This window comes from Methylobacterium sp. 1030, assembly GCF_040544715.1.
Lineage (GTDB): Bacteria > Pseudomonadota > Alphaproteobacteria > Rhizobiales > Beijerinckiaceae > Methylobacterium.
Window position 1 is genome coordinate 110,557 of record NZ_JBEPKM010000015.1, and the last position, 18,303, is coordinate 128,859.

An 18,303-nucleotide genomic window follows, 5' to 3' on the forward strand; every position below is an offset into this window, starting at 1 on the left:
CGCGGGACCTCACGGGCCCTGCTTGGCGAATTCCGCCAGGACCCCGCGCAGGACCTTCAGCCGGGCGTCGTAGGCGGCCGTCAGGCAGCCGACGTCGCCGCCGCAGGCGCGACGCTCCGTCAGCCACGCCTCCTGGTCGTCGCGCAGCTTGGCCTGGCCGCCCATCGGAAGCACGCTCTTCAGGATCTCGAACCGGGTCGCCATCTCGACGTCCCGGTCGTTGAGGGGGAGATGGGCGCAGATCGCCTTCTCGTCGGGGGCCTCGGCCCTGTCGCACGGGAAGCTCGCGGCCCGGGCGGGGGACGCGGTGATCGCGCCGGCGACTGGGCCCGCGAGGGCGGCCAGCGCGAGGGCGAGGACGAGAGGCTTCGACATGGCCTCCCAACGGGCCGGCCGCGGAAAGGCTCCGGCCGGGATCACAGGATCGCGGGATCGCGGGATCAGAGGCCCGGCTTGACGATCGCCAGGATGACGATGCCGATCATCAGCAGCGTCGGCACCTCGTTGAGCACCCGGTAGAACTTGTGCCCACGGGTGTTCCGGTCGGCGGCGAAGTCCTTGACCATCCGGGCGAGCCAGCCGTGGATGCCCGACATCGCGAGCACCAGCGCGAACTTCGCCTGCAGCCAGACGCTCGCGTAGAAGCCGCTCATCCAGGCGAGCGCCAGCCCGAACACCCAGGTGGCGATCATGGCGGGGTTCATGATCGCCTTGAGCAGGCGGCGCTCCATCACCTTGAAGGTCGCGGACTGCGCCTCCGCGCCGGGCGGCAGGCTCGCGTGGTAGACGAACAGCCGGGGCAGGTAGAGCATCCCGGCCATCCAGGCGATCAGGCTGATGACGTGGAGGGCCTTGATCCAGTCGTACAGCACGCGCGGCCTCAGCCCTGGCCGCGCAGCCGCGCGAGCATCCGCTCGACATGGGCCACCGGCGTCTGCGGCGTGATGCCGTGGCCGAGGTTGAAGATGTGCGGCAGGCCGGCGGTCGCCGCGAGCACCGCGTCCACCGCCGCGTCGAGGGCCGCGCCGCCCGCGATCAGCGTGTCGGGATGCAGGTTGCCCTGCGTCACCGTCGCGGCCGGCACCGTGTCCCGCAGGGCCTTCAGGTCCACGCCCCAGTCGACGCCGACGGCGTCGGCGCCGGTCTCCGGCACCACCCGGGCGTGGCCGTCGAGGCCCGAGCCGCGGGCGAACACGATGATCTTCGCCCCCGGCACCTGGGCGCGGACGCCCGCCACCATGCGGGCGATCGGCCGCAGCGACCAGCGGGTGAGGGCATCGGAGGCAGGTGCGCCCGGCAAGGCGCTCTCGGCGACGTCGCCGACCGGCTCGACGGTGCCGCCGGAGCCCGAGGCCGTCCCCGGCACGGCGCGCGGCAGGGTGCCGGCGTGGGACTCGAAGATCTGCACCGCGTCGGCGCCGGCCTCGAGCTGGCGCACGAGGTACTCGGTCTGCACGGCGACGAGGCGGTCGATCAGGGTGTCGACCAGGGCGGTGTCGCCCTCGGCCAGGGCCCGCGCGGGGGCGAGGTCCGGCGTGCCGCGGCCGCCGATCATGTAGCTCGCCACCGTCCAGGGCGCGCCGCAGAAGCCGAGCAGCGTGGTCTCGCCCGGCAATTCGGCCCGCAGCCGCGTCACCGTCTCGAAGACCGGCGCGAGGTGGGTCATGATCGCCGGGTCGCCGGCCTCCCGCAGGCGCGCGAACGCGTCCCGACCGTCGAGCGGGTCGAGGCGCGGTCCCTCGCCCTCCACGAAGCGCACGTCCTGGCCGAGCGCGTGGGGGACGACCAGGATGTCGGAGAACAGGATCGCCGCGTCGAAGCCGAAGCGCCGGATCGGCTGGAGCGTCACCTCGACGGCGAAGTCCGGGCTGTAGCAGAGGTCGAGGAACGAGCCGGCCTCGGCCCGGGTCGCCCGGTATTCCGGCAGGTAGCGCCCGGCCTGGCGCATCATCCAGGCGGGGGGCGGCCCGATCGCCTCGCCCTCGAGGACTCGCAGCACCTTGCGCTCGGACGTCGTCCCCGACGTCGTCTGCCCGGGCTCGCGCTCCGTCCCCGTCATGGTCGCTCCCATCCCGTATCCCTCACCCCGCATGCCCGTCGGCGGGCGTCCTGTCGAGTCGAGGCGCGCCGATCCCCACACAGGCCCCTTCGAAAAGATAAGAGAGAATCTTGGAGTCTGTTTTTTCTTCTGGGGGGCCGAATCTCGGGGGCACAAAAGCGTCCACAGGCGGTCCCCGCCGCCGCGCCGTTAACGGGGCTTTAAAGGATTTCCGCCAACTTGCGAGAACCGGATGGTCCGACAGCGCCTTGGCAACGCCGAGTCGTGTACGGGCGCCGGATTCGCGGCCGATTCGTCCAGAGAGCCGGATTCGGCGCGTCCCGATCATCTGCCTGTGAACGGCGGAGTCGACAGCGCGCACCGGGATCGCCCTGGACCGGCCCGGCGGGGCATCCTATCCACACTCATCGACTCCCTTGGCGGCCGGCGGTGGACAACGTGGGCGCCGCGCGAGGCGACCGCACAGTCGGCCGAGAGGTCGACCGCAGAGGCGATCGGAATGGGCCGCAGCTACTTCCACCTCCACCTCGTCTCCGACTCCACCGGCGAGACGCTGATCAATGTCGGGCGCGCGGCCGCCGCCCAGTACGAGGGCGTGTCGGCGATCGAGCACGTCTACCCGCTGGTGCGCTCGGCCGCGCAGCTCGACCGGGTGATCTCGGAGATCCGGGCCGCGCCGGGCCTCGTCCTCTACACGCTGGTGGGGGGCGACCTCGGCGAGCGGCTGGAGGAGGTCGCCCGGGAGACCGGCTCGCCGTGCCTGTCGGTGCTGCGGCCGGTCCACGACCTGCTGCGCGCGTATCTCGGCGCCGAGACCACGGCGCGGCCCGGCGCCCAGCACATGCTGAACGCCGAGTACTTCAAGCGCATCGACGCGATGAACTTCACGCTGGCCCACGACGACGGCAACCTGCCGGACAATCTGGAGGAGGCCGACGTGATCCTGCTCGGCGTCAGCCGGACATCGAAGACGCCGACCTCGATCTACCTTGCCAATCGCGGCCTCAAGACCACCAACCTGCCGCTGGTGCCGGGCATGCCGCTGCCGCCGGCGATCGAGCGGGCCCGCAAGCCTCTCGTGGTCGGCCTGTTCGCGTCGCCGGAGCGCATCGTGCAGATCCGGCAGAACCGGCTGTCGAGCCTCAACGCCGACGAATCGTCCCTCTACGTCGACCGCTCGGCAGTGGCGGACGAGATAACCATGTCCCGCCGGCTATTCACCAAGAACCGCTGGCCGACGATCGACGTCACCCGCCGGTCCATCGAGGAGACCGCCGCGGCGATCGTCGACCTCTACCGCGACCACCGGCTGAAGTTCATCGCCGACTGAGGCGGGGCCTCCGAAGGGCCGAGCCCTTCGGCGGGGTCCGGCCGTCCCCCCGAGGACGGGGGCGGGCCGGCGGATGCAGGCGGCGCGCGGATCGGTTCGCGCCGCCGCTGGCGTCAGCGCGCGGAGGCGAAGTGGCTGCGCTGCTCGATCTGGGCCGCGTAGAAGTCCTCGACGACCACGCGGACCACCTCGGCCAGCTCGTCGCCCCGGTGCTCGTCGAGCTGGATGTCGCTGCCGACCGTCCGGCCGATGGAGCAGCTCGCCGCCCCCGGCACGAGGCGCTCGTTGTAGCGCTGGTTCAGGCCCGAGACCGAGATGTAGTTGCTGCCGCCGAGTTCCGGACCGTACTTGATCTTGATCTTCTGCTCGGACTCGGTGCCGCGCAGCTGCGCGCACAGGCTGATGAAGTTGTCCTGATCGATCTTCGCCTCGAGGCCGGTGATGCTGCCGTGGACGTTGTCCTCCTCGTTGAGGACCTCGGCCATCAGGTTCAGCACGCCCATGACGGGCTGGAGCGCCCGGGACCCGTCCTCAAGCAGCTTCCGCCGGAAGTCGTTGCTGCGCTCGTCGGCCGCCTGCAGCCGCGCGCGAAACCTGTCCTTGACCTCGTTGGCGCGTGCCATCGCGCTCCTCCCTGGTGGTTCACCCGATGCTTTACCGCTCGGATAACCGAAACCTACGAGGCCAATTCAGATGACGCAAGATAGTGCAAAATATTGATGCCTGCTCAGAACGTGAGCCGTTGCACAGGAATAATACTTGCTCATGAACTGTGCAACGGCGGCAGGTCCGGGAGGCGCGCTTACTTCAGGAGCTGCAGCAGGCTGCGCCCCGCCGGGAACTTGAGTTCCCTGGCGTCGAGGGTGCCGTCGTTGTCGGGATCGGCCGCCTTGAAGCGCTGCTCGACCAGGGCGAGGTATTCCTTGCGGTCGAGGGTGCCGTCGGAATCGGTGTCGGCGGCCTTCAGGTCCTTATTGCTGAGCCGGCCCTTCAGCTCCTTGGCGTCGACGGTGCCGTCCTTGTCGGTCTCGGCGGCGTCGAAGACCTTGCCGGCGGCGGCCTGGGCCTCGGCCAGGTCGATCGTGCCGTCGTGGTCGGTGTCGACCATCTTCAGCGCGCGCTCGGTGCCGGAGGACCGGGCGAGGGCCGCCGACGGCAGCGCGGCCGGCAGGACCAGGAGGATCACGAGGGCGGTGGCGAGGGCGACGGTCGGGGCGCCCATGGTCGGGCGGCGCGTGGCGGCGCGGGCGGATCGGTGCGGGGTCGCGGGCATGGGGCTCTCCGGTGCCGGGCGGTTGCGGCAGCCCAAATCCCGGTCCCGGCTTGCGTTCCCGCGCCCGCCTTCACGAGATGCGGAGCCGCGCCGCGCCGCGCTCAGCGGACCGGGCCGTCGAGCGGTGCGAGCCGGTCCGCCGCGGGGGCCGCGGCTTCCCCAGGCGCGGCGCGCGACAGGGCTTGGGCCAGGGCCCGGAGATCCGGGACGGGCGCGCCCGCCGCGCCGAAGACCGCCCGGTCGAGGGCCGCGAAGGCGGCCGCGAGGTCGGGCCGCGCCCGCCAGGTCCGGGCGAGGTCGGGGGCGTCCCGCTGGGCCGCGTCGAGGGCCGCGCGGAACCCGGCCGGGTCGCCGGCCCGGGCCGCCGCGCGTAAGGAGCGCCGCGCCGCGCCGGAGAGGCGCAGGCGCGGCCGCCCGAGGCCGAAGCCGATCAGCGCGAGGCCCAGCCCGAAGGCGGCGAGCGCCGAGGCGGCGACGACGAGGGGCGAGGGGATCGCGGGGGGCGCCCGCTCGGTCTCGCGGTCGGGCAGGCCGCCGCCGATCTGCCGGGCCGGGATCTCGGTCTCGCGCATCGTGCGGGTGTTGGTGTCGAACCACGGGATCGCGATGGCGTCGAGGGGGATGATCTCCGGCACGCCGGGCTTCACGTCCCACTGGTAGGTGGCCCGCGCCACGGGCCCCGAGGGCGTCAGCAGCGTCTCGCGGGTGACGGGGCCCGCAAAGGTGATGATGCCGCGGGTGCGCATGACCGGCCGGGGCGGCAGGCCTTCGGCGACCATGCCCTGGGCCTCCAGGGTGACGATCCGGCGGGTGGTCTCGCCGACCTTGATGGTCTCCGGGTCCGGGCTCCAGGAATCGGTGATCGCCACGTCCTTGGCGGGCAGCCACCAGGGCTCCTTGGCGTCGGGGCCGCCGGTGGGCTCGGTCCAGGGTGCGACCGGGAAGGGGATCGGCTTCGAGCGGACCTCGACGACCCGCCGCTCGCCGACATCGTTGACGGTGAGCTTGTGGACGAACGGCTCGATGGTGAACTGGCCGGCATGGTGCGGGAAGACCGCCACGGTGCGGTCGAACGCGATGGCGCTCTGGCCGTCGGGGAGCTTGGTCCGGCTCCAGTGGTCGCGGCCGAGCTGCGTCCACGAGAAGTTGGCGAGGGAGGGCTGCACCACCTCCTCGAGCAGGATCGGCTGCTTGTAGACCCCGTGGATCTTCAGCAGCACCATCTCGCGGGGGAAGGGGGCGCTGTTGCCGTTGAGCTCCGCGGTCACCGTCAGCGTGAGGTCGCCCGGCTCGATCTCGGCCCGGGCGGGCAGGGGGGCGAGGAAGGGCGCGAGGAGGATGAGGGCGCGGGTCAGGGCGCGGGTCAGGGCGCGCCGCTCGGAAACGCCGAAAACACTTACCACGGGTTGCTCCCGGCGGGGATCGCGGTGCCGGCCTCGAGCCGGCGGGTCTGCTCGGCGCGCAGGCGCAGCTTGAGATAGCGGCCGGGATCGTCCGGCAGGGTCTGGAGCCAGAGCCGGTCCGGGCGGATCTCGTGGGCCTCGAAGCTCTTGGTCACCCGGCGGACCTCGCGCTCGGGCGCCTCGGCCACCATGGCTGAGCCGCCGCCGGTCCGGCCGCGGCCGGCGGCGTCGCCGGCCGAGCCCCGGGCCTGGCCCTTGCCGGCGTCGATCGACTGCTGCTCGGCCTTGCCGCGGCGGGCGACCTTGCTGTTGCCGGGCAGCGACGCGCTGGCGTTCGATTCCTTGTTGCCGGCGAGACCCTCGCCGCTGGAGGCGGCGTTGATGTCGTTGTTCTGGTCCTGGTTGGCGGTGTTGTTGTAGCGGGCGCCGTACTGGGCGGTGCCGTTGGCGATGCCGCCGCCGGGCCCGCGGTCGATCACCTCGGCTCGCATCCGGGCGATCAGCGAGCGGTTGGCCTGGGCGTCGGCGTCGCGGGGGTTGAAGCGCAGGGCCTCGTCGTAGGCCGCGAGCGCCCCGTCGAGGTCGCCGGCCCTGGCCAGAGCGTTGCCGAGATTGTAGCTCGCCCGCCGCCCGCCGGCACGGAACAGCGCGACCGCCTCCTCGTAGCGGCCGGCCTCGTAGAGCGCGGCGGCGCGCCAGGCCGGATCGACGAACACGTCCGCGGCGAGGCCCGGCAGGCTGAGACCCATCAGCAGCCGCCCGAAGCCGGTGCGGGGCTGCGAGACCGCGAGCAGCGCCAGGAGGCCGATCCCGGCGAGGGCGAGGCCGGCGATCCGGGCGAGCCGCCGCCAGCGTGGCGGCAGGCCGGCCCGGAGCGGGGCGGCGAGGCCGGTCTCGGGAAGGGTCAGCCGCATCACGCGCTCCTGCGGAACAGCAGCAGCGCCGGCAGCGCCGCCAGCAGCAGCAGCCAGCGCCCGAGATCCGCGTAGGCCAGGACGCCGTAGCCGCCCGCCGCGAGGTGCTGGGCGAGGCCGGCCCCGACCGCGTCGAGCACCGGGCCCGGGGTCGCGATGTCGGCGGCCGTGCCGCCGCCGGCCCGGGCGAGGGCGTCGAGGGCGGTCCGGTCGGGCTTCGGCGCGCCGGGCGGCAGCGGCTTGTCGGCCGGGACGTAGAGGGCCTGGAGCCGCCAGCCGTGCTCGGCGATGGCGCGGGCCTCGCGGGTGGCGGCCTCGCCGATGCCGTCGCCGTCGCTGATCAGCACCACGTCGGCCGCCACCACGTTGGCCTCCGCGAGGGTGCGGCGGGCCAGCGCCAGCCCGCGCTCGGGGTGCGAGCCGCGGTCCGGCACCGTGTCGGCGTCGAGGGCGAACAGGGTGGTGCCGAGGCTGTCGCGGTCCGTGGTCGGGGAGGCGGCGAGGTAGGCGTCGCCCGCGTAGACCACGAGGGCGACCGCCCGGGTGCCGGCGGCCTCCGCCACGGCGGCGGCGGCCTGCCGGACGCCCTGGAGGTTGCCGCCCTCGGTGACCGACCGCGATAGGTCGACGACGAGCACGGTCTCGTCGAGGTTGCGGAAGGTCCGCCCGTCCGCCCGCTCCACCGCGGGGCCGGTCAGCGCCAGGGCGATCAGCCCGGCCGCCAGCGCGGCGGCGAGGTTCGCCTGCCGCCGGCCGCCGAGGACCGCGCCGGCCCGGGCGAGATGGGCCATCAGCGCCGGGTCGACGGCCCGGGCCCAGTCGCCCAGCGGCGCCGAGCGCCACGCGGCGCGAAGGGCCAGCAGGACCACGACCGGGATCGCCAGGAACCACCAGGGGCGCAGGAGGGCGACGGCGTCGAGGGCGCTCATCGGGCGGACCCTCCGACCCGCATTCCCGCCCCCGAGGCCGGCGCCGCGCCCCGGCACCGCGGGACGCGGGGGAGGGTCGGGGGCGCGGGGTATCGAACCATCACGCGCCCCTCCGGCTGGCCAGCAGGAGCGCGGCGCTGAGGAAAGCCAGGGCGGCCGGCCAGGGCCAGAGGTCCCGGCGGAGCGGCAGGGGCGGGGCGAGGGCGCGGCCGCCCTCCAGCCGGTCGATGGCGTCGGCGACCCGGACCAGATCCTCGGTGGTGCGCACCCGGAAGGCCTCGCCGCCGCTCGCCCGCGCCATGTCGCGCAGGGTCTCGGTGTCGACCACGTCCTGCTCGCCGTCGGCGTCGGCCATGTCGCGGGGCCCCAGGGCGATCGTGTAGACCTTGATGCCGAGTTCCTTGGCGAGCTCCGCCACGTCCTTGGGGGCGGTCTGGCCGGCATTGTTGGCGCCGTCCGACAGCAGGATCACGGCCTTCGCGGCCTTCGCGGCCTTCTCGCCCGGCCTGGCCCCGGCGGCGTCGCCCCCGGCGTCCCGCGGGTCCAGCCGGCGCAGGGCGAGCCCGAGGCCGTCGCCGATCCCGGTGGAGCGGCCGCTGATGCCGATCGTGGCCTCGTCCAGCGCCCGGGCGACCGCCGCGGTGTCGAAGCTCGGCGCCGCCGCCACGTAGGCCTGGTCGGCGAAGATCACGAGGCCGATCCGGTCTCCGGCCCGGCGCCGGATGAAGTCGGTGCCGACACGCTTGACCGCGGTGAGCCGGTTCACGGTCTCGCCGTCGAGGGCGAAGTCGCGCCGCTCCATCGAGCCCGACAGGTCCATGGCGATCATGATCTCGCGGCCCGAGGCCGGGAGCGCGGCCGCCGGCATGACGAGGCGCGGGCCCGACAGCGCCGCCACCAGGGCGATCCACAGCGTCCAGGTGAGCAGCGCCCGCCGCCGGCCCCGGGCCGCGCGGTCGGCGCCGGCGCGCGCGCCGGCCACCAGGGTGGCGGGCACGCGCAGGGCGCCGCTGCCGCCCTCCGGCTCCGCCGGGATCAGGCGCGCGGCCAGCAGCGGCAGGGGCAGCGCCAGCAGCGCCCAGGGCGCGGCGAGGTCGAAGGCCGACAGGAGCGCGCTGAGCCACGCGGGCAGGAATCCGCTCATGCCCGCAGCCGCCCGATCAGGCGGGCGAGCTCGGCGTCCAGGGCCTCGAGGTCGGGATCCTGTCGCCGGTACAGCCCGTCGGCGAGCACCCGGCCGGCGCCCCGGGTGAAGAAGTCGGTCCGGAACAGCCCGTCCAGCCGGGCCGCCCAGTCCGGGCCCGTCGCCCGGGTCCCGGTCCCTGCCTCGGCCTCGCCGGACCGGTCGAGAGACCGGTCGAGTCTGCGCAGCAGCCGGGCCTGGGCGACGAGGCGCGCCTCCGGGTCGAGGCCACGGCTCCGGGCGAGCTCGGCGAGCGCCGCCCGGCGCAGGGTGGCCCGCGCCCGGCCGCGCGCGTAGCGCACGAGCCCGACCAGCAGGGCGGCGAGGAAGCCCAGGGCGGCAGCGGCCACGACCTCGCCCTGCACGGCGCCGACGGCGCCTCCGGGCAGGTGCAGGCCCCGGAGCTGGTCGAGGGACAGGGGGATCTCGGCGGGCGCGACGGGGTTCATCGGGGCGCGCCGCGGGTCGGGTCGCCGGGTTCGGCCTCACAGCACCGCATCGAGGCGCTCCATGAGCGGCGCGTAGGCCTCCGGGCCGGTCTCGACGTCGAGGCGCACGCCCGCGATGCCCCGGCGGGCGTAGTCGGCGAGCCGGGCCTCGGCGGTCTCCCCCGCAGCTCCAGCCGCGGTCGTCGGCACGGTCGGTGAAACGGTCGGCAGCGCGGTCCCGCGGCGGCCGTCCGCGAGGGCGAAGGGGTAGTAGCCCGGCGGCCGGGCGCGCTCGAAGGCGTCGCTCACCAGGATCAGCCGGATGGCGATCCGCTCGGCGAGCAGGGTCAGGAGCTCGTCGAAGCCCGGGCCGGGATCGTCCAGGGCGCTGGCGATGACGAGGTGGCCGCCGGCCGGCAGCAGGCTGCGGGCGAGGGCGAGTGTCGCCTCCAGCGGCGGCTCCGCGCGGGTCGGCGCGCCGGACCCGGCCGCCAGCGCGTCGGCATGGGCCTGGGCGAGGGCGCCGGTGACCGCGATCATGGCGCGCTCGCCGCCCGCCGGCCGCAGCACGGTCGGCGCGCCGGCCGCGGCGACCGCGAGGCCGACCCGGCCGCCGTCGGCGGCGACCCGCCAGCCGAGCAGCGCCAGGGCCTCGGCGGCCGCCACCGAGCGCAGGGCCCGGCGGGTGCCGAACAGCATCGCGGGCCGGAAATCGGCGAGCAGCACCACGGCGCGGTCGCGCTCGTCGTGGTGGGTGCGGACGTGCAGCTGCCCGGTGCGGGCCGTGGCGTTGCGGTCGATGAAGCGGCGGTCGTCGCCCTCGGACCAGAGGCGGACGTCCTCCGGCTCCGACCCGCGCCCGCGGCGCCGGGTGACGATGCCGCCCGGCAGGCCCGCCAGCGTCCGGGTGGCGGGCGCGGAGCCCCGCCGGGCGAGATGGCGCAGGCCCATCAGGGCCTCGCCCGAGAGGTGGATGCCGTGCTCGGCGCGGTCTCGCCCCGCCTCCCGGGCGGGGAAGGGGCCCCCGGCGGTCGGGCCGACCGCCCCCGCGGCGGGGGGAGGGGATCTGCGCCGCGCCTGCCCGAACCCGAACACCGTCAGAGCGCCCGCACCCGCTGCACCAGCTCGCCGACGAGGCCGCGCGCCGTCCGGCCCTCGGCGGCCGCCCGCCAGGTCAGGCCGATCCGGTGGGAGAGGGCGTCGCGGGCCAGCTCCGCGACGTCCTCGGGCGTGACGTGGTCGCGCCCCCGCAGCCAGGCCCGGGCCTTGCCGGCCATCATCAGCGCCAGGGTGCCGCGGGGGGAGGCCGGGTGCTCGATCATGGCGCGCAGGTCCGGGGCGGCCGCGTCAGTGCGGGTCGCCGCCACCAGCCGGACGAGGTAGTCCTTGAGGGCCGGCGACACGTAGGTGGCGAGCGCCGCCTCCCGGGCGGCGCGCACGTCCGCCAGCGACAGCCGCACGGTCATCGCATCGACGTGGTGGGTGATCTCGCCCTCCACGAGGTCGAGGATCGCCCGCTCGGTGGTCTCGTCGGGCATGTCGACCACGACGTGGAGGAGGAAGCGGTCGAGCTGCGCCTCCGGCAGCGGGAAGGTGCCGGCATGCTCGATCGGGTTCTGGGTCGCCACGACCATGAACGGGTCGGACAGGCGGTGCGTCGTCCCCGAGACCGTCACCTGCCCTTCGGCCATGGATTCGAGGAGCGCCGACTGCACCTTCGGAGGGGCGCGGTTGACCTCGTCCACCAGCACGAGGGCGTGGAACAGCGGCCCGGGCAGGAACTCGAAGGTGCCGCTATCCTGGCGCCAGACGGTGGTGCCGGTGAGGTCGGCCGGCATCAGGTCCGGCGTGCACTGGATGCGCGCGAAGGAGCCGTCGAGGCCGTCGGCGAGGCGCTTGACCGCGCGGGTCTTGGCGAGCCCCGGCGCGCCCTCGATCAGCAGGTGCCCGCCGGTCAGGAGCCCGATCAGCAGGCGCTCCACGAGGCCGGCGCTGCCGATCAGGCCGCGCTCCAGCCCCTCGCGCAGCGCCATGACGCGGCCGTGCAGGGCGGCGTCGGGCGTGCTGCTGGACCCTTTGTCGGGTGCAGTGTCGGGCCTGCGTTCGGCGAGGGCGCCGCTCGTGGCGCCGCTCATGCGGAGAACGATCCGGCGCGGAGCGGATCCGCCCGTCGGGCCATGTCCCGGGCCATGTTCCGGGCCTTGTCCTGGGCCGTGTGCTGCATCCTGCACGTCTCCTCGGCCGGGTCCCGGATTCTTAAGGGATCCTCAGGCTCTTGCCGGTGTGCCCGCTGCCCGGTGCGGCCGTCAATCCCGCTTCGGACACGCTTTCCGATCCCGCCCGGGCCATGGTGTCACGGTTCCGTCACCTCTCCGCTCCCATGAGACGCCGGATGACCAGCTACGCCGCCCTCCCCGAAGAACTGAAATCCGCGATCGGCCTGCTCGTGGCCTTCGTGCTCGGCACGATCATCGGGGCCGAGCGGCAGTACCGGCAGCGCACCGCGGGCCTGCGCACGGCGGTGCTGGTCGCGGTCGGGGCGAGCGCCTTCGTGGATCTCGGCATGCGCCTGACCGGTCCGGACGGGGGCGTCCGGACCGTGGCCTACGTGATCTCCGGCATCGGCTTCCTCGGCGCCGGCGTGATCATGAAGGAGGGGATGAACGTCCGCGGCCTCAACACGGCCGCGACCCTGTGGTGCTCGGCCGCGGTCGGGGCCTTCTGCGGCGCCGACCTGCCCCTGGAGGCGGTGTTCGTGATGGTGACGGTGCTCGCCTGCAACACCGCGCTCCGGCCGCTGGTGAACGCCATCAACCGCGCGCCGATCCGCGAATCCGCCACCGAGGCGACCTACGAGGTCCAGGTCACCACGGCGCCCGGCGAGGCCGGGCCGGCCCAGGACATGCTGGTGGAGCGCCTGGAGGCGGCGAACTACCCGGTCGGCAGCGTCGAGATCGAGGAGCGCGGCGAGAGCGCGGTCGACGTGGTGGCGACGCTCACGGCCAGCGCCGTCAAGGCGGAGGAACTCGACGCCGTGACCAACGAGCTGGCCCGCATGCCCGGCATCCGCCACGCCACGTGGTCGGTGCAGACCGCCGACTGAGCGCGGCGCGCGGGCGGGGCGGCGATCCCGAGGGCGCGCCCTCCGGCGGGTGACCCGGGCCGTCAGCGACGCGGGTCGAGGGGCCGGCTGCGGCGCTCGATCACCACGGTCGGGCGCGTGCGGCGCTCCACCACCACGGTGCGCGGGGCCCGGCTCGGACTCGCCTGGGTCAGGATCCGCTCGGGGGTGCGCTCCGGCTTGGCCTTCTTGGCCGCCAGGACGTGGGGGCGGACCTCGTCGGCCGGCAGGCCCATCAGGCCGGCGGCGATCTCGACCTGCTGCTCCACGTCGTCCGCGAGGTCCTGCGCGGCGGCGACCGCCTCGCTCACGGTGGGCGGCTCGCGGCGGACGCGGATCGGTGGCAGGTCGGCGAAGCTCTTCTGCGTCTTCTTCACGGGGCGACTCGCAGTCTTCATGCACCAGACATAGCGCCTTCCGGACAGGTTGTGCAGTGCATCAAAAACGTGTGATGGGCGCCTCCCGCACATGTCTCGCCGGCGGATAGCGCGGGGGAGACGCGGAGCTGACGCGCAGTGGCGCGGCTGTGAGGCCGGCTGCCGCGCGCTTGGGCAGGCTCGGGCCGCTTCGGGCATCCGGTGCCCGATCTGCCGGAGTTTCGGGCGACCCCGCGGGCCAGTGCCGGCTGCTCCGGTCCGGAGACGCGCCTCCGTGCGTCATAGTGGCGCGGTCCGGCGAGCCCGCGCTTACCTGCGCTTCAGCCCGGCATGGTAGGGTTCGCGGATGACCGAGAGCCTCGATCCCCGGCTGACCCCGGCCCGGCCGCACGTCGCCGATCTCCGCTTGCGGGACCGCGTCGCGGCGGCGCGCTACGTTGCCGGCACGCCGCGGCGGGTGACATCGCCGTCGGCGCCGCTGCGCCGCGCGCCCGCCGCCGACGCGGGGCTCGACACCGAGGCGCTGCTGGGCGACGCGGTCGACCTCTACGACACGGCGGACGGCTTCGCCTTCGTGCAGCTCGCCCGCGACGGCTACGTCGGCTACCTGCCGGCCGAAAGCCTCGGTCCGGCCGATCCGGAGCCGACGCACCGCGTCACCGCCCTGCGCACCTTCCTGTATCCCGAGCCGGACCTGAAGCGGCCGGTCCTCGGCCATCTCAGCCTCGGCGCACGCCTCGCCGCGACGGGGGAGGCTGGCGCCTACCTGGAGACGCCGGGCGGCTACGTGTTCGCCCGCCACTGCGCGCCCGTCGACGCGCGCGAGCCGGACTACGCCGCGACGGCCGCGCGGCTCGCCGGGACCCCCTATCTCTGGGGCGGCCGCACCAGCCTCGGGCTCGACTGCTCCGGCCTCGTGCAGCTCTGCCTCGACGCGGCGGGGCTGCCCTGCCCGCGCGACGCCGACATGCAGGAGCGGACCCTCGGGCAGGCGCTGACGTTCGACCCCGCGCGCCCGGAGGTCGCGGGCCTGCGCCGGGGCGACTTCGTCTTCTGGCGCGGCCATGTCGGGCTGATGGTCGATCCCGAGACGCTGATCCACGCCAACGGCCACCACATGGCGGTCGCCGCGGAGCCGCTCGCCGGGACGGTCGCCCGCATCGCGGCGCACAGCTTCGGCGCCGTGACGGGGATCCGGCGGCTCTGAGGGAAGCCGGCGCGGGTCCCATTCCCGCGGCAATCGTGCTACAGAGGGGCCACGGAGCGGCTCCGCTTCCCTCTTCCCGCCCGGTTCCTGGGCCAGTCCTGTTGACAGGACAGCCCCGCCCTCGCCACATCCCCCGCATGACCGCCGATATCGCGACCCCCGAGCCCGTCCCGGGCACCGCCGGCAAGCCGCCGCTGGAGATCCTGCTCTGCGCCCCGCGCGGCTTCTGCGCCGGCGTGGTGCGGGCCATCGACGTCGTGGAGCGGGCGCTCGCCATCTACGGGCCGCCCGTCTACGTCCGCCACGAGATCGTGCACAACAAGTACGTCGTGGAGAGCCTGAAGCGGAAGGGCGCCGTGTTCGTCCGCGAACTCGACGAGGTGCCGGACGGCGGCGCCCCGGTGATCTTCTCCGCCCACGGGGTGGCCAAGACCGTCCCGGCCAACGCTGATTCGCGCGGGCTGACGACGATCGACGCCACCTGCCCGCTGGTGACCAAGGTCCACCGCGAGGCCGAGATCCACCACAAGCGCGGCCGCCACGTGCTGCTCGTCGGCCATTCCGGCCATCCCGAGGTGGTGGGCACGATGGGCCAGCTGCCCAAGGGCTCGATCACCCTCGTGGAGGATCTCGAGCAGATCGCGGCCCTGACCCCGGACAATCCCGACAACCTCGCCTGGGTCACCCAGACGACCCTGTCGGTCGACGACACCCGGCACATCGTCGAGGCCCTGAAGAAGAAGTTCCCGAACATCACCGGGCCGCACAAGGACGACATCTGCTACGCCACCACCAACCGCCAGGAGGCGGTGAAGCAGGTGGCGCCGCTGGTCGACGCCCTGATCGTGGTCGGCTCGTCGAACTCGTCGAACTCGCAGCGCCTGCGCGAGGTCGCCGAGCGCGTCGGCTGCCCGATCACCCGCCTCGTGCTCCGCGCCGAGGAGATCGACTGGCCGGCCTTCGAAGGCATCCGCAAGCTCGGCCTCACGGCCGGCGCCTCGGCCCCCGAGGTCCTGGTCGAGGAGATCATCGACGCCTTCGCGGCCCGCTACGACGTGATGGTCGACACGGTCTCGACCGTGATCGAGGACATGGTCTTCCCGCTGCCGCGGGAGCTGCGCAGCGAGGCCGCCGAGTAGGCGGTCCGGTCCGACAGCGCCGACGCCCCGGGCTCGGGGCGCGCGGCAGGCTTTATGCGGGGGCGCTTCGGCGCCCCTTGCCGTATCGAACTTTCGACATCAGAGCGCAGACACGTGGCCGTCTACACCGAGGTATCCGACGCGGCGCTCGCCGAGTTCCTGTCCGCCTACGCGATCGGCAGCCTGCTCTCCTTCAAAGGCATCGCGGAGGGCGTCGAGAACTCGAACTTCTTCCTGCACACGACCGAGGGCGCCTACATCCTGACGCTCTACGAGAAGCGCGTCCGGGAACAGGACCTGCCGTTCTTCATCGGGCTGATGGAGCATCTCTCGGCCCGCGGCCTCGCCTGCCCGCAGCCCGTGCGCGACCGGGCTGGCCAAGCCCTCGGCCAGCTCTGTGGCCGGCCCGCCGCCATCGTGAGCTTCCTGGAGGGGGTCTCGGTCAAGGCGCCGGGCGTCGAGCATTGCCGGGAACTCGGCCGGGCCCTCGCGGAGTTGCACGCCGCCGGCCGGGACTTCCCGATGGTACGGGACAACAATCTCTCGGTGTCCGCGTGGCGCCCGCTCTTCGCGCAGGCCGAGGCCCAGGCCGATTCGGTCGAGCCCGGCCTCGCGGCGCGCACCCGGTCGGACCTCGCCGTCCTGGAGGCGCATTGGCCCCGGGACCTGCCGGGCGGTGTGATCCACGCGGACCTGTTCACCGACAACGTCTTCTTCATCGGCGACGCGCTGTCGGGCTTGATCGACTTCTACTTCGCCTGCACGGACGCCTTCGCGTACGACCTCGCGGTCTGCCTGAACGCGTGGTGCTTCGACCCCGACGGCACCTTCCACCGCGACATGGCCGCCGCGCTGATCGCCGGCTACGAGGCCGTGCGGCCCCTGGAGGCCGCCGAGGTCGCGGCCCTGCCGATCCTGTGCCGGGGCGCCGCGCTCCGCTTCATGCTCACCCGGCTGGTCGATTGGCTGAACGTGCCCCCGGGCGCCCTGGTGAAGCCGAAGGACCCGCGGGAATTCGATCGCCGGCTCACCTTTCACCGCCAGGCGCGGGACGCCCGCGATTACGGCCGGGCGGGCTGAGACGCGGATGAGCCGGCGACCCGCTGGACAACCGGGTCGATCCATCCGCCACGACCGGTTTGACAGGGCCGAACCCCGTCACCGCGAGCGCAGCGACGTGACCCAAGGTGGCGCGACGCTCGTCGCCGTGGCGCTGCCCTGGATCGCTTCGCTGCACGCGCACTGACGGCTGGGGCGCAGGGGGCGTCAGGCGGCCGCACCGCTTCGGGACGGGGAGGCGCGAAACCGCCGACCCTCGCGTTCGAACGAATCGTCGGGCCGCTCAGTCGGTCTCGCCGTCCAGACCCAGCCAGTGGCGGCCGTCGCGGGCGAGCAGCGCGTCGGCCTCCGTCGGGCCGGCGCTGCCCGCGGGGTAGAAGTTCACCTCCGCCTGCGGCCAGCCCTTGAGCAGGGGATCGACCGCGGCCCAGCCGGCCTCGATGTTGTCGGCGCGCTGGAACAGCGTCGCGTCGCCGGTCATGCAATCGTAGAGCAGCGTCTCGTAGCCGACATTCGGCCGGTCGGCGAAGAAGTCCTTGTAGCGGAAGCCGGAGCGCACCCGGCCGATCTTCATCTGCGGCCCCGGCACCTTGACGTTGAACTCGGTGCTGACCCCGTGATCGGGATCGATCTGGATCCGCATCACGGTGGGCGCGAGGTCGGCCGTGGGGGTGTCCTCGAACATCTTGAACGGCGCCGGCTTGAACAGCACGGCGATCTCGGTGCGCCGCCCGGTCATGCGCTTGCCGGTGCGGACGTAGAACGGCACCCCGGCCCAGCGCCAGTTCTCGATGCTGAGCTTCAACGCGATGTAGGTCTCGGTGACCGAGTCCTTCGCCACGTGCGGCTCGTCCCGGTAGGCGGGCACGTCGCGCCCCTCCGAGGTGCCGGCCGTGTACTGGCCGCGCACCGCGTCCTCGGGCGGGATCGGCTTCACGGCCTCGGCGAGCTTGGCCTTCTCGGTGCGCACGGCCTCCGCGTCGAAGGAGTTCGGCGGCTCCATGGCGACCATGCAGAGCAGCTGGAACATGTGGTTCGGCACCATGTCGCGCAGCGCCCCGGTCGGCTCGTAGAAGCCGCCCCGCTCCTCGACGCCCACGGTCTCGGCCGCCGTGATCTGGATGCTGTCGATGTATTCCCGCCGCCAGACCGGCTCCAGCAGGCCGTTGGCGAAGCGGAACGCCATGATCGACTGAACGGTCTCCTTACCCAGGAAGTGGTCGATCCGGTAGAACTGGCTCTCGTCGCCCTGGCGCAGGATGCGGGCGTTCAGCTCCCGGGCCGAGGCGAGATCGGAGCCGAACGGCTTCTCGATGACCACGCGGCGGAAGGTGTCGCCCTCCTGCTTGAGCAGGCCGGCCTGGCCGAGCCCGTCCACGATCGTCCCGAAGAAGCGCGCCGCCACCGCGCAGTAGAACACCGCGCTGCCGGTGACCCGCTGCTTCACGGCCGCGTAGGTCTCGGGCTTCTCGAAATCGCCCTTGAGGTAGTGGAGCCGATCCCGGATGAAGCCCCAGCTCTTCGGGTCGATGTGGTCGGCGTGGAACTCCGAGGTCGGGTCCTTGCTGAACGCCTCCAGGGTCTGGGTGAGATTCTCGCGGAGCGATTCGTCCGTCCCGTCATTGTGATCGATGCCGAGGATCGAGAAGCCCTCGGACAGCAGGCCGGCGCCGGCGAGGTTGTAGAGCGAGGGCATCAGCAGGCGCTTGGTGAGGTCGCCGCCAGCCCCGAAGATCACCAGCGTGCAGGGCGGCGCCGGCTGCGTGCCGCAGGCTGCCGTGTCCTTGAGGGCTGTCGTCGGCTCGGCCATCCCTGACTCCCGTGTGGCTGCACTGCACCAAACCGGCCTGACAACCCGCCGCGGCGAGGCCCGTTCCGGTA

Annotated in this window: 19 protein-coding genes; 5 read left to right on the plus strand and 14 right to left on the minus strand. The window is 73.6% G+C overall.

What is annotated here, in order from left to right; all coding sequences use genetic code 11:
• Window positions 1–9: 9 nt before the first annotated feature.
• The 3 genes from ABIC30_RS21795 to ABIC30_RS21805 form a co-directional block, all read right to left on the minus strand.
• A complete protein-coding gene (locus ABIC30_RS21795; RefSeq protein ID WP_020094049.1) occupies window positions 10–375 on the minus strand; it encodes a lysozyme inhibitor LprI family protein in 366 nt (121 codons plus the stop codon).
• A gap of 65 nt (window positions 376–440) precedes the next feature.
• Window positions 441–872 carry a protoporphyrinogen oxidase HemJ gene (hemJ, locus tag ABIC30_RS21800; protein ID WP_020094048.1) on the minus strand — a complete coding sequence of 144 codons (432 nt, stop codon included), beginning with the start codon at window positions 870–872 and terminating at the stop codon, window positions 441–443.
• 8 nt (window positions 873–880) lie between these two features.
• A complete protein-coding gene (locus ABIC30_RS21805) occupies window positions 881–2,059 on the minus strand; it encodes a uroporphyrinogen decarboxylase (RefSeq protein WP_026605068.1) in 1,179 nt (392 codons plus the stop codon).
• Window positions 2,060–2,558: 499 nt separating this feature from the next.
• Between ABIC30_RS21805 and ABIC30_RS21810 the strand changes: the two genes are divergently transcribed.
• Complete coding sequence (locus ABIC30_RS21810) at window positions 2,559–3,389, plus strand: pyruvate, water dikinase regulatory protein (RefSeq protein ID WP_020094046.1); 831 nt, start codon at window positions 2,559–2,561, stop codon at window positions 3,387–3,389.
• A 113-nt stretch (window positions 3,390–3,502) separates the two neighbouring features.
• On the opposite strand, the gene ABIC30_RS21815 is transcribed toward ABIC30_RS21810, so the two are convergent.
• From ABIC30_RS21815 to ABIC30_RS21855, 9 genes are all read right to left on the minus strand, one after another.
• Window positions 3,503–4,012 (minus strand): hypothetical protein, encoded by a 510-nt coding sequence (locus ABIC30_RS21815; RefSeq protein ID WP_354456086.1) that lies wholly within the window; start codon window positions 4,010–4,012, stop codon window positions 3,503–3,505.
• Window positions 4,013–4,191: 179 nt separating this feature from the next.
• The gene (gene lanM, locus ABIC30_RS21820; RefSeq protein WP_354456087.1) at window positions 4,192–4,662 is read right to left on the minus strand and encodes a lanmodulin LanM; all 471 of its coding nucleotides are present in this window, start codon (window positions 4,660–4,662) and stop codon (window positions 4,192–4,194) included.
• Between the two features lie 101 nt (window positions 4,663–4,763).
• The gene (locus ABIC30_RS21825; protein WP_020094043.1) at window positions 4,764–6,065 is read right to left on the minus strand and encodes a BatD family protein; all 1,302 of its coding nucleotides are present in this window, start codon (window positions 6,063–6,065) and stop codon (window positions 4,764–4,766) included.
• The gene (locus ABIC30_RS21830; protein WP_020094042.1) at window positions 6,059–6,979 is read right to left on the minus strand and encodes a tetratricopeptide repeat protein; all 921 of its coding nucleotides are present in this window, start codon (window positions 6,977–6,979) and stop codon (window positions 6,059–6,061) included. Before ABIC30_RS21830 ends, ABIC30_RS21825 begins: the two co-directional genes overlap by 7 nt.
• A complete protein-coding gene (locus tag ABIC30_RS21835) occupies window positions 6,979–7,908 on the minus strand; it encodes a VWA domain-containing protein (RefSeq protein WP_020094041.1) in 930 nt (309 codons plus the stop codon). The genes ABIC30_RS21830 and ABIC30_RS21835 overlap by 1 nt, the downstream gene beginning before the upstream one ends.
• 100 nt (window positions 7,909–8,008) lie before the next feature.
• The gene (locus ABIC30_RS21840; protein WP_181049182.1) at window positions 8,009–9,052 is read right to left on the minus strand and encodes a VWA domain-containing protein; all 1,044 of its coding nucleotides are present in this window, start codon (window positions 9,050–9,052) and stop codon (window positions 8,009–8,011) included.
• A complete protein-coding gene (locus ABIC30_RS21845; RefSeq protein WP_020094039.1) occupies window positions 9,049–9,540 on the minus strand; it encodes a DUF4381 family protein in 492 nt (163 codons plus the stop codon). The genes ABIC30_RS21840 and ABIC30_RS21845 overlap by 4 nt, the downstream gene beginning before the upstream one ends.
• Before the next feature lie 36 nt (window positions 9,541–9,576).
• Window positions 9,577–10,470, minus strand: coding sequence for a DUF58 domain-containing protein (locus tag ABIC30_RS21850; protein ID WP_020094038.1), 894 nt, complete (start codon window positions 10,468–10,470; stop codon window positions 9,577–9,579).
• 146 nt (window positions 10,471–10,616) lie between these two features.
• Window positions 10,617–11,654, minus strand: a complete 1,038-nt coding sequence (locus ABIC30_RS21855) for an AAA family ATPase (RefSeq protein ID WP_020094037.1) — start codon at window positions 11,652–11,654, stop codon at window positions 10,617–10,619.
• 257 nt (window positions 11,655–11,911) lie between these two features.
• Between ABIC30_RS21855 and ABIC30_RS21860 the strand changes: the two genes are divergently transcribed.
• Window positions 11,912–12,622: an MgtC/SapB family protein gene (locus ABIC30_RS21860; RefSeq protein WP_020094035.1), complete on the plus strand. Its 711-nt coding sequence runs from the start codon at window positions 11,912–11,914 to the stop codon at window positions 12,620–12,622.
• A gap of 62 nt (window positions 12,623–12,684) precedes the next feature.
• On the opposite strand, the gene ABIC30_RS21865 is transcribed toward ABIC30_RS21860, so the two are convergent.
• Complete coding sequence (locus tag ABIC30_RS21865) at window positions 12,685–13,017, minus strand: hypothetical protein (RefSeq protein ID WP_020094034.1); 333 nt, start codon at window positions 13,015–13,017, stop codon at window positions 12,685–12,687.
• A gap of 346 nt (window positions 13,018–13,363) precedes the next feature.
• Between ABIC30_RS21865 and ABIC30_RS21870 the strand changes: the two genes are divergently transcribed.
• The 3 genes from ABIC30_RS21870 (at window position 13,364) to ABIC30_RS21880 (ending at window position 16,443) form a co-directional block, all read left to right on the plus strand.
• Complete coding sequence (locus tag ABIC30_RS21870; protein ID WP_020094033.1) at window positions 13,364–14,224, plus strand: C40 family peptidase; 861 nt, start codon at window positions 13,364–13,366, stop codon at window positions 14,222–14,224.
• A 137-nt stretch (window positions 14,225–14,361) separates the two neighbouring features.
• Window positions 14,362–15,363: a 4-hydroxy-3-methylbut-2-enyl diphosphate reductase gene (ispH, locus tag ABIC30_RS21875; RefSeq protein ID WP_020094032.1), complete on the plus strand. Its 1,002-nt coding sequence runs from the start codon at window positions 14,362–14,364 to the stop codon at window positions 15,361–15,363.
• A gap of 114 nt (window positions 15,364–15,477) precedes the next feature.
• On the plus strand, window positions 15,478–16,443 hold the full coding sequence (locus tag ABIC30_RS21880) for a homoserine kinase (protein WP_020094031.1): 966 nt from the start codon (window positions 15,478–15,480) through the stop codon (window positions 16,441–16,443).
• Between the two features lie 262 nt (window positions 16,444–16,705).
• Here the strand turns inward: ABIC30_RS21880 and zwf are convergent, their stop codons facing one another.
• On the minus strand, window positions 16,706–18,232 hold the full coding sequence (gene zwf / locus ABIC30_RS21885) for a glucose-6-phosphate dehydrogenase (protein ID WP_020094030.1): 1,527 nt from the start codon (window positions 18,230–18,232) through the stop codon (window positions 16,706–16,708).
• Window positions 18,233–18,303: the final 71 nt, after the last annotated feature.